Raw genomic sequence first — 11174 nt, 5'->3', positions numbered from 1 at the left:
GGGTATGTCAAGCGAACTGAAGCGGGGGCTGGAAGGTGTGCTGGTCACCGAATCGGAACTGAGCTTCATCGACGGCGACGCGGGACAACTTATCTATCGGGGCTACGATATCGAAGACCTCGCTCGCGATGCGAGCTACGAGGAAGTGTTGTACCTCCTGTGGCACGGCGAACTTCCGAATCGTACGCAACTCGACGAGTTCTCCGACGAACTGGCAGCCCACCGCGACATCGGCGACGGAATCCTCGACGTGGCACGCGAACTCGCCGAACAGGACGAATCGCCGATGGCTGCGCTTCGAACGCTCGTTTCCGCGATGTCGGCGTACGACGAAAACGCCGACTTCGAGGACGTGACCGACCGCGAGGTCAACCTCGAGAAAGCAAAGCGCATCACGGCGAAGATGCCGTCGGTGCTCGCGGCCTACGCTCGGTTCCGGCGCGGTGACGACTACGTCGCGCCGAACGACGACCTGAATCACGCCGCGAATTTCCTCTACATGCTCAACGGCGAAGAGCCGAACGAGGTGCTGGCGGAGACGTTCGACATGGCGCTCGTGCTACACGCCGACCACGGACTAAACGCGTCGACGTTCTCCGCGATGGTCACGTCGTCCACCCTCTCGGACATGTACAGCGCGGTCACGTCCGCAATCGGGACGCTCTCCGGGTCGCTTCACGGCGGCGCGAACGCGAACGTCATGCGGATGCTCAAGGATGTCGACGACAGCGACATGGACCCCGTCGACTGGGTCGAAGACGCACTCGACCGCGGCGAGCGCGTCGCCGGATTCGGCCACCGCGTCTACAACGTCAAGGACCCCCGCGCGAAGATTCTCGGCCAGAAGTCCGAGGCACTCGGCGAGGCCGCAGGCGACATGAAGTGGTACGAGATGTCGGTCGCAATCGAGGAGTACATCAGCGAGGAGAAGGGTCTCGCACCGAACGTGGACTTCTACTCCGCATCGACGTACTACCAGATGGATATCCCCATCGACCTTTACACACCCATCTTCGCCGTCTCGCGTAGCGGCGGATGGATTGCGCACATCCTCGAACAGTACGACGACAACCGTCTCATCCGCCCGCGCGCTCGGTACACCGGGGACAAAGACCTCGACTTCCCGACGCTCGACGAGCGGTAACAAGGCTGGACAACGGGGCACGGACTCTTTTTCAGGTACTACTGAAGAGCGGCGCGTCCAGTACCTGACACTCCGCGAGTCGTCGTCTTTGGACGGTTATGGGTTCTCTCTCGGTTGCTTTGTCCGACGCGGAGTTCGAGTGTCGGAGGTGTTGTACGGCTCTGACGTCCGCATCTCGACTACGACAGCACCACCCACACATCGCGGTGGGTATCGCATCGTGCGTCGCCGACGTGATGGGGACGACATACGAATGACGAGCGTCAGACGCATTCCTCATGTCGCCGCCGTCTTGCGATTTTACTTTCACTCCGGGTGGGGGACGTTTATATACTCACAGGTCAGTAGACAACATGCACGTCACACGCGTGCATTCCCCCTTTCCCCCTTTCCTACGTCGACAGCGGTTGCGCTCTGTCGCCAACGTCGTCACGAGAGCCACCCCGATGGAGACTGTGCGGAGTGACATCACGAGACCGAAGCAAGCAAATCCCGAACGATTAAACACCAACCCCATCGATTTCCGACCATGCTCTCTCTCGCCGATATTCACGCCGCTCGCGAACGCGTCGAAACTGTTGCTCGGTGGACATCTCTTGAGTACTCCCACACATTTTCCGACATCACAGGTGCCGAAGTGCACCTCAAACTCGAAAACTCACAGCGGACGGGGTCGTTCAAGATTCGCGGTGCGACGAACCGCATCACGACGCTTTCCGAGGAAGAAAAGGACGCAGGTGTGGTGACCGCAAGCGCTGGAAACCATGCACAGGGGGTCGCACTCGCGGCGACGCGCGCGGGCGTCGATTCGAAAATCGTGATGCCCGAGCACGCGCCAATCTCGAAGGTGAAAGCCACGGAGCGGTACGGCGGTAACGTCGTTCTCCACGGTACCGACTACGACGAGGCCCAAGCGAAGGCTCACGAAATCGAGGAGGAAGAAGGACGAACGTACGTCCACGCCTTCGACGACGAGTACGTGATGGCCGGACAGGGGACCATCGGACTCGAAATCCTCGAAGACTGTCCCGACCTCGACACGGTCGTTGTCCCCATCGGCGGCGGCGGTCTCATCTCCGGTATCGCAACGGCCATCAAGGAACAACACCCGGACGTGCGTGTCATCGGCGTGCAGGCCGAAGAGGCGTCGAGTGCCGCCGACTCGCTCGACAAAGGGTCGATTCAGACGCTCGACGAAGCCGACACCATCGCGGACGGTATCGCAGTCCGTCAAATCGGGGGCAAGACGTTCGAGGTCATCCAAGAGCACGTCGACGAGGTCGTCACCGTCTCCGACGAGGAAATCGCGGTCGCGCTCACGTACCTCCTCGAACGCTCGAAGACGCTCGTCGAGGGCGCAGGTGCCGTGGCGCTTGCCGCACTCGTCTTCGAGAAATTCGACTACGAAGCCGACGAGGTCATCGTCCCGACGCTGTCCGGCGGGAACATCGACATGAACACGCTGACGACCGTGCTGATGCGCGGTCTCGTCGAGACCGGACGGTATCTCAAGGTTCGGACCGAACTCAAGGACCGCCCCGGGTCGCTCGAACAACTCATCGAAATCATCGCCGAGAAGAAGGCGAACATCTACGCGGTCCGCCACGACCGCACCTCCAGAAAGATTGCACTGAACGCGACCGAAGTCGAACTCGACCTCGAAATGCGCGGGTCCGAGCACGTTGAAGAGCTTCTCTCCGCTCTTCGCGACGAGGGATACGAAGTCGAAGTACTCGACTAACTTCGCCAATCGGTCGTCGTCCTGACACCCTTCTTTGCTGTTCGATTATGTAAAATTCGCCAGCCTCAAGCCTTCTACGATGATTTTCAGATTCTGGGAAGCACGACTGCATTAACACCCCCTGCATACAGAGGTATTTTTACGGGCACCCTATTGCCAGCCGGTAGTCCGCCCCGCGGTCCACCCACCCCCAACTATGCTCGACCCAGTCATCGCCAGTCGGCTGCAGTTCGCGCTCACCACTATCGTCCACATCATCTTCCCCGTGATGAGCATGGGTCTCGCACCCTTCCTCATCTACTTCACGTGGAAGGATATTCGCACTGACGACCCGGTGTACGAACAGCTCAGGCGGTTCTGGACGAAGATTTTCGCCATCTCCTTCGTCGTCGGGACGGTGACCGGAATCGTTCTCGAATTCGAGTTCGGGACGAACTTCGCCGCGTTTTCGACCGCCGCGGGCGAGTTGTTCGGCGGCCCGCTGGCTACCGAAGGGATGATGGCGTTCATGCTGGAAGCGACGTTCCTCGGGGTGTTCGTCTTCGGCCGCGAGAAGGTCTCGGACGCCCTCTACATGGTTTCGGCCGTCGCCGTCGGTCTCGGAACGTGGCTTTCTGCGGTCTGGATTCTCGTCGCCAACTCGTGGATGCAGACTCCCCGCGGATTCGAACTCGTGCGCGAGAGCGACCAACTCGTCATCTCGCTCGTCGACCCCATCGCGGCCTACGCTAACCCGCGGTTCCCGTGGATGTTCGTCCACATGCAGAACGCCGCGGTCCTCTCGGTCGCGCTGTTCATGGCCGGCGTCGCAGCGTACCACATCTGGCAGCGCGGCATCGACGCAGAGGACAACCAACAGAGCGCGCGATTCTGGCGGAAGACGCTGAAAATCGCGCTCGTCGTGCTCCTCGTGACCGCGCCGTTCCAAGCGATTCACGGCGACGCCTACGGTCGCCACGTCTACGAGACACAACCGCAGAAGTTCGCCGCCATGGAGGCCGTCTGGGAGACAGACAGCTACGTTCCGGAGTACCTCTTCGCCGTCCCGACCAGCCTCGAACACATCACCGACCCGCGCGCTAAGGAACTGCTTGGTATCGGTATCCCCGGCGGCGCGTCGTGGTTGGCCAGCGGCGGCAATCCGCAGGCCGAGATTACCGGCTTGAACGAATTCGAGACGGAGGCTCCGCCGGTCGCCATCGTCTTCTGGTCGTTCCGTCTCATGGTCGCCGCCGGCTTCTGGTTCATCCTGCTCGCCTTCTGGGCGGCGTATCGCTGGTGGACCGACGAGTTGTACGACGACGACCTGTTGCACAAGGCGTTCGTCGGCTCGTCGCTCCTCGGTATCTTCGCCGTCGAAGTCGGCTGGATCGTCACCGAGGTCGGCCGCCAGCCGTGGGTCATTCAAGGTGTATTGAAGACCCAAGACGGCGTCTCACCGGGACTGACCGGCTTCGAGGCGACCCTCACGCTCGTCGGGTTCGTCTTCGTGTACACCGGCCTGCTCGGACTGTACACCTACGTCATCCGGCGCATCATCCGCGAGGGACCGCCATCTGTCGATGGGACCAGTCCCACCGAGACTGCGACACCGTCGGGGGTGAGCGGCGATGACTGACTACGGCGCGTTCGCCACCGACCCGCTTTTCGGCCTTCCGCTCGAAGAGCTATGGTTCGGTCTGGTGTTTTTCATCCTCGGGATGTTTCTGTTCCTCGACGGCTTCGACTTCGGCGTCGGGGCGCTGTTTGCGACCCGCGACGACGAAGACGAACGCGAGACGCTCTTGGCCGCTATCGGACCGTTCTGGGACGGTAACGAGGTGTGGCTCGTCGTCTTCGGCGGGGCGCTTTTCGCCGCGTTTCCGGCCGTGTACGCCAACCTCTTCAGTCGTCACTATCTGCTCATGTTCGCCATCCTCGGGGCGCTCATCCTCCGCGGACTCGCTCCCGAGATGTACGAACAGCGCCACGACGAGACGTGGCAGACGTGGTGGGGCCGGTCCTTCGTCGTCGGCAGCGTGAGCGCGCCGTTCTTCATCGGTGTGTTCGCCGCGCACTGGCTCCTCGGAATCGGCTCGTTAGTGTCGCTGCCGGGCGTCGTCGTCGGTCTCGCGGTCGTCGCACTCACCATCGTCGCGGGCGTCGGCTTCCTCGGAATGAAGACGCGCGGCGCACTCCAGCGCGACGTGGTCGAATACGGCCCGAAAGCGATGGCCGCCTACCTTGCGCTCGTTGTCGTCACTCTCGGCTACCTCGTCGTCTTGCGTCCGGACCTCGGCGTCATCGCGCCGATTCCACTGGCACTCGTCGTTATCACGCTCGTCTCGGCTGGCGGGTACCTCGTTACGCTCCGAGAAGAGCGGTACACGCTCGCGTTCGGGACCGTTCCCGTCCTCGTGTTCGCGTTCGTCGCGCTCGTGGCGGTGCTCATGTTCCCGATGGCCGACCCTGCAGTCGGGTTGACCGTCTCGGACGCGATTATCTCGATACTCCCGCTGAACATTATGAGCATCGCGGCTGCGCTGTTGTTGCCGCTCGTGTTCTCCTACTTCGGCATCCTGTATTCGACCTTCAGAGGTCCCATCGAAACGGGTGAATCGTACTCCTGAACGCACATAGAATCGCTCACACTCCATCAACCAACCCTACAGGCACACATCAACCATGGTCACACTCCCTTCCACCGAACCCACCCTCGAATCGTTCACGAACCCACTCACGCTCCTCGGCCTCTTCTTGGTCGCACTGAGTGTCGTCGTCGCCGGCGTCGCGCTTCGTGAAGGCGACGTTGTCACCGCCCTCGGAATGGGGTTACTCCTCACTTCAGGCGTGTTTACGACGGGTATCGGGCTATCCGGGAAGTCTATCTAAAGTCGACGACCGCTCGGACGTTCCCGCGTAATTTATCATGTCGTGGCGAAACGTGCCGCGTATGAAGCGCGTCATCGAGACAGACGAAGCGCCGGCCGCAGTCGGTGCGTACAGTCAGGCAACGACCAACGGTTCGCTCCTCATCACGGCGGGACAGATTCCCATGACGCCGGAGGGCGAACTCCTCGACGACGAGGACATCGCCACGCAGACCAAGCAGTCCCTCGACAACGTGATGGCCATCCTCGACGAGGCCGGCGCGGACGCGGGCGACGTGATGAAGACGACCGTCTTCCTCAACGATATCGACGACTTCGACGAGATGAACGAGACGTACGCGACGTACTTCGACGACGAGCCGCCGGCCCGTTCGGCCGTCGAAGCCGGAAACCTTCCGAAGGGCGTCGGCGTCGAAATCGAAGCTATCGCCGTCGTTCCGGAGGAGTGAGTCCTCGGGGTCGGTCCGCGCTCGCGTGGGGTGCCGTGAGTTTCCTCCTCATCGGCGTCCTTGCACAGGGTGCGGCCCTCCTCGGACTCGGTATCGAAGCGGCGGTTGGGGCGGTCGCCGCGGTGGCGGTCGTTGCCGGCGTCGCCGTCGCGGCCATGACATACGTCATCGAACCGCGAATCGAACGGAAAGGAAGGGCTTAAATTATCCAGGCGGGAACGTTGCGTTGTAAGCCAGGATGGCCGAGCGGTAAGGCGCACGCCTGGAAAGCGTGTTCCCTCTGGGATCGGGGGTTCAAATCCCTCTCCTGGCGCTTCTTCCGAACTCAACTCACATAGCAGCGCGTCTCGTCGCGCTGCGGACGGCGAGTTCGGTCATGCGCCGACTGAGGGGGTTTGAACCAGGGAGCGAGCGACAGCGAGCGCCGAGGTTCACGCGAACGAAGTGAGCGTGAGTACGTGAGTCGCGGACCTCTCTCAGCGTTCAAATCTTCTCCAAACACTTCTCCAAGCCACAAATCGCGGCTCCAGTAACAGAGCGGCAACCAAAACGCCCGCCGAAGCCGTCCTTATACGCACCCCAGAAACCTAACTCCACCCCTTGGTTTTCCACGGTCGGGAACCTTCGGCGGGACCTATTCCCGCCCCGTCGAACGTACTACTGCGGTGTGACTGCCACCCCAACTGTTTCGCACCCCCCGCTGGGGTTCCCACCCTGTGGCAGTGCCTGTATCAACATTCCGGACAAAACATTCATCCCTATGGGAAGCAATACCACGACTGACAATGCCTGACACCAAATCTGGCCGCGAGAAGAAGGGCCTCAACAAACGGACCCAACTCACGAGGCGGCTATACAGACAAGAGTTAGAGGTGTTAGACGAAGAAGACGACGAGCCGACGCTCGACGATACTTCTGGTGAGTTCCTCGCAGACGAACTTCCCGAAGACGACTGACCCCGCGGGCGGCAGTAACTACTCGACCACGCGAATTTTTATCGACAGCATCGAAACCCCAGAGCGTGCCACACCGCGCGAACTACGCGACCGTATTCATCGGGTCGCATCTCCATCCCGCTACCGAGACGCTGAACCTCGACTGGGCCGACGACGCCGGCGACGAGACCGCCGCATTCGAGTTCGACGTCCCAACCGACGAACCACACGACCCGTATCTAGGAATCCAGGCGTTCGACGTGAGCGAGTATGGCCACGAAATTCGAATAAACGGCGAGTCGCTCTCCGGGTTCGACATTCCACCGGGAGACGGCTGGCAATACTGGGTCGATACTATCACGGGTGCGAGTCTCGTCGAGGGGACGAACACGATTCGAATTGTCCGTGATGACTCGGGCAACGACGCCTTTGCCATCGGAACAGTGACAGTCCACTGGAAAGAACCGACTCCCGAATAGTATATAAAACAGGTCGAAACAACCCCAATCGCGGTGTGCAATAGCATACCAAAATAAGGTTCGAAACCACACAGAGGTTAGCTCAGTCACTTGATTGCGTGCGAATTGAGCCTGGTCGCACGAATCTGCCATTTGCGCCACCAGCACAATGTTTATATAGAATCACAAACAATCAGCGGGTGTCTATGAGCCAGCGAATGCAACAGGGTCAGCCGATGATCATCATGGGTGAGGACGCGCAGCGCGTCAAAGATCGCGACGCGCAGGCGTACAACATCCGTGCCGCACGCGCAGTCGCCGAGGCAGTACGTTCCACACTCGGTCCGAAAGGGATGGACAAGATGCTCGTCGATTCGATGGGCGACGTGACCATCACGAACGACGGCGTCACCATCCTCAAGGAGATGGACATCGACAACCCGACGGCCGAAATGATCGTCGAAGTCGCCGAGACGCAGGAAGACGAAGCTGGCGACGGAACGACGACCGCGGTCGCTATCGCGGGTGAACTCCTGAAGAACGCAGAGGACCTCCTCGAACAGGATATCCACCCGACGGCAATCATCCGCGGCTTCAACCTCGCCTCCGAGAAGGCCCGCGAGGAAGTCGACGACATCGCAGAGCAGGTCGAACCCGACGACGAGGACCTCTTGAAGAAGGTCGCCGAAACCTCGATGACGGGCAAGAGCTCCGAGCTCAACAAGGAGCTTCTCGCGGACCTCATCGTCCGCGCCGTCAAGCAGGTCACCGTCGAAGCGCACGACGGCTCCCACGTTGTCGACCTCGAAAACATCTCCCTCGAGACGCAGACCGGTCGCTCCGCGTCCGAATCCGAACTTCTCACCGGCGCTGTCATCGACAAGGACCCCGTCCACGACGACATGCCGGTCCAGTTCGACGAGGCCGACGTGCTCCTCCTCAACGAGCCTGTCGAGGTCGAAGAAACGGACATCGACACGAACGTCTCCATCGAAAGCCCCGACCAGCTCCAGAAGTTCCTCGACCAGGAAGAAGCGCAGCTGAAGGAGAAGGTCGACCAGATTGTCGACTCCGGTGCTGACGTCGTCTTCTGCCAGAAGGGCATCGACGACCTCGCCCAGCACTTCCTCGCGAAGCAGGGTATCCTCGCGGTCCGCCGCACGAAGAAGTCCGACATCAAGTTCCTCAAGAACATCACGGGCGCGGCCATCGTCTCGGACCTCGACTCCATCGAGGACGCCGCCCTCGGTCGGGCCTCCATCCGCCGCGACGGCGACGACGAACTGTTCTACGTCGAAGGCATCGGCGAAGATGTCCACGGCGTCACGCTCCTCCTCCGCGGTTCGACCGACCACGTCGTCGACGAACTCGAACGCGGTGTGCAGGACGCCCTCGATGTCGTCGCCTCGACGGTCGCCGACGGCCGCGTCCTCGCCGGTGGCGGTGCCATCGAAGTCGAACTCGCCTCGCGTCTCCGCAACTACGCGGACTCCGTCTCTGGCCGCGAGCAGCTCGCCGTCGAGGCGTTTGCGGACGCACTCGAACTCGTCCCCCGCGTTCTCGCCGAGAACGCCGGTCTCGACTCCATCGACACGCTCGTCGACCTCCGCGCAGCCCACGAAGAAGGGCAGGTCCGCGCTGGCCTGAACGTCTTCACGGGTGAAGTCGAAGACGCCTTCGACGCTGGCGTCGTCGAGACGGCCCACGCGAAAGAGCAGGCTGTTGCCTCCGCCTCCGAAGCCGCGAACCTCGTCCTCAAGATTGACGACATCATCGCTGCTGGTGACCTCTCCACCGGCGGCGACGACGACGAAGGCGGCGCACCCGCTGGCGGCATGGGTGGCATGGGCGGTATGGGCGGCATGGGCGGCGCGATGTGAAGATAGGCCAGTAACAGCCCAATCCACGTCCACACCGACACCTGCACCGCGCGACAGACCGCTTATTTTTCGGACAGAAAACATATTCCGGCCTGCCGAGTAGCCGCAGCTATGCCCTCCAGACGCGATTATCTCGCCGGAATCGGCGGCGGTCTTGGGTCGGTGTTTGGACTGTCCGGATGTCTCAGAAGAAGCGGCTTCGAGGCACCCGAACCGCTGTCGTTCGGTGAAGAAGCGACCGTCGGCGACGTGACTGTCACCCCGAGACGGGCGCATCCGCAGGCGTCGTTTTTCCACATCGTCAACGTCGATTGGGGTGCAATCGAACAATTGGACAGCGAGTGGGTCGTGTTCGTAAGCGTCTCCGTTCGCGCGGAGTCGGGAGCACGCCCTGCAAGCGAGTCGTTCAGACTCGTCGCCGCTGATGAGAAGTTCGCGCCGCGAGAGCAAGTTGGTGACGCTCCTCTCTACAACATCTACCCGGACGATAGGATGGCCCACAACGCATACCCACCGGATTCGGGAGAAATCGGATGACTTGCCTTCACCGTTCCAGTAGAGTACGAGTCCGCATCTGAACTCACCCTACAGTTCGAACATGGGGGTTCGACCACCGAGTGGTCGCTTCCTGCCGAAGCCACCGAGCGAATCGCTGGCCCCCGCCCCACGTTCGAACTCGTCTCGTTCGAAGGGCCGAAACAGGTTCCCGAGAATGAGGTCGCCGAGTTGACGATTACGGCTCGAAACACCTCGTCCGTCGATGGCGTCTTTCGAGGTTGTCTCAACATGACGGGAATGTACTCGTCTCACGAGTTCACACTCCCAATCGAGGCGGGAGCCGAAGAGACTGCGACGCAACAAATCGACGTGTCGAGCTACGTCAGTAAGCGAAACACCTCGTTTTCGTGCTACCTGCGAACCGCCGAAACCGAGCGAGAGCTATCGATTGGAGTCGTCCCCCAATCCGACAGCAGTTAACCATGTTAATAAGTCACACTCTCGACAAGTTGGAGAATTCTCTCACTTTCTAACAAAGACTTAGACTTGCATCCAGAAATAGAACGAACTAAGTAGGAGGTACGGGAACGTATCCCCATGCGCAAGACGCTGCTACTGAACAAAGACGACGTTCACGAGAACGTCCAGATGCCGGAACTCATCTCGGCTATCGAAGACGCTTTTGCGGCCTACGAGTCTGGAGACGCCCAGATGCCGCCGAAGTCCTACATCGACCTGCCGCAGTACAACGGCGACTTCCGGTCGATGCCCGCCTACCTCGACGCGGGTGACTGGGACGCAGCAGGCATCAAGTGGGTCAACGTCCACCCCGACAACGGCGAGAAGTTCGACCTGCCGACCGTCATGGGCACGATGATCTACTCCGACCCCGAGACGGCATTCCCGCTTGCGCTTCTTGACGGAACGGAACTGACGATGCTCCGTACGGGTGCGGCCGCCGCCGTCGCTACCGACCACCTCGCCGTCGAGGACGCCTCCTCGATGGGTATCATCGGTGCCGGTGTCCAGTCGTACACGCAACTTCGCGCCATCAGTGAAGTCCGCGACATCGAGGAAGTCATCATCTCCGACCTCGACGAAGAGCGCGTCGCCGACTTCATCGACGCCTTCGAAGACGACTTCGACATCCGCGCCGGTTCCCTCGAAGAGGACGCCGGATGTGACGTTCTCTCGACCGT

General features: G+C 61.0%; 13 protein-coding genes and 1 tRNA gene. All 14 read left to right on the top strand.

Annotation, left to right across the window (positions count from 1 at the left end; all coding sequences use genetic code 11):
• Nucleotides 1–4: 4 nt before the first annotated feature.
• Complete coding sequence (gene citZ, locus QT222_RS14020) at nt 5–1144, top strand: citrate synthase (protein WP_491477515.1); 1140 nt, start codon at nt 5–7, stop codon at nt 1142–1144.
• Between the two features lie 529 nt (nt 1145–1673).
• Entirely contained in the window at nt 1674–2885 is a 1212-nt protein-coding gene (gene ilvA / locus QT222_RS14015; RefSeq protein ID WP_004057982.1) for a threonine ammonia-lyase, read from the top strand.
• A gap of 196 nt (nt 2886–3081) precedes the next feature.
• Nucleotides 3082–4503: a cytochrome ubiquinol oxidase subunit I gene (locus QT222_RS14010; RefSeq protein ID WP_004057983.1), complete on the top strand. Its 1422-nt coding sequence runs from the start codon at nt 3082–3084 to the stop codon at nt 4501–4503.
• Nucleotides 4496–5494: a cytochrome d ubiquinol oxidase subunit II gene (locus tag QT222_RS14005; RefSeq protein WP_491477513.1), complete on the top strand. Its 999-nt coding sequence runs from the start codon at nt 4496–4498 to the stop codon at nt 5492–5494. The genes QT222_RS14010 and QT222_RS14005 overlap by 8 nt, the downstream gene beginning before the upstream one ends.
• Nucleotides 5495–5549: 55 nt before the next feature.
• Entirely contained in the window at nt 5550–5756 is a 207-nt protein-coding gene (locus tag QT222_RS14000; RefSeq protein WP_004057987.1) for a hypothetical protein, read from the top strand.
• Nucleotides 5757–5817: 61 nt separating this feature from the next.
• The gene (locus QT222_RS13995; RefSeq protein ID WP_004057989.1) at nt 5818–6204 is read left to right on the top strand and encodes a Rid family detoxifying hydrolase; all 387 of its coding nucleotides are present in this window, start codon (nt 5818–5820) and stop codon (nt 6202–6204) included.
• Entirely contained in the window at nt 6201–6407 is a 207-nt protein-coding gene (locus QT222_RS13990) for a DUF7981 family protein (RefSeq protein WP_491477512.1), read from the top strand. Before QT222_RS13995 ends, QT222_RS13990 begins: the two co-directional genes overlap by 4 nt.
• Nucleotides 6408–6436: 29 nt before the next feature.
• Nucleotides 6437–6517 (top strand) — tRNA-Ser (locus tag QT222_RS13985).
• Between the two features lie 472 nt (nt 6518–6989).
• On the top strand, nt 6990–7160 hold the full coding sequence (locus tag QT222_RS13980) for a hypothetical protein (RefSeq protein WP_004057993.1): 171 nt from the start codon (nt 6990–6992) through the stop codon (nt 7158–7160).
• 65 nt (nt 7161–7225) lie between these two features.
• A complete protein-coding gene (locus tag QT222_RS13975) occupies nt 7226–7618 on the top strand; it encodes a DUF7383 domain-containing protein (protein ID WP_004057995.1) in 393 nt (130 codons plus the stop codon).
• Between the two features lie 215 nt (nt 7619–7833).
• A complete protein-coding gene (gene thsB / locus QT222_RS13970; protein ID WP_491477514.1) occupies nt 7834–9477 on the top strand; it encodes a thermosome subunit beta in 1644 nt (547 codons plus the stop codon).
• Nucleotides 9478–9588: 111 nt separating this feature from the next.
• Nucleotides 9589–10014: a hypothetical protein gene (locus QT222_RS13965; protein WP_491477511.1), complete on the top strand. Its 426-nt coding sequence runs from the start codon at nt 9589–9591 to the stop codon at nt 10012–10014.
• A 249-nt stretch (nt 10015–10263) separates the two neighbouring features.
• Nucleotides 10264–10455 (top strand): hypothetical protein, encoded by a 192-nt coding sequence (locus tag QT222_RS13960; protein WP_004058001.1) that lies wholly within the window; start codon nt 10264–10266, stop codon nt 10453–10455.
• Between the two features lie 117 nt (nt 10456–10572).
• The coding region (locus QT222_RS13955) for an ornithine cyclodeaminase family protein (protein WP_491477510.1) at nt 10573–11174 on the top strand (602 nt) is incomplete at its 3' end.

It is taken from the genome of Haloferax sp. s1 (assembly GCF_058382125.1).
The sequence above is the reverse complement of the archived record's forward strand: the minus strand, read 5'-3'. Positions and strand labels throughout refer to the sequence as shown.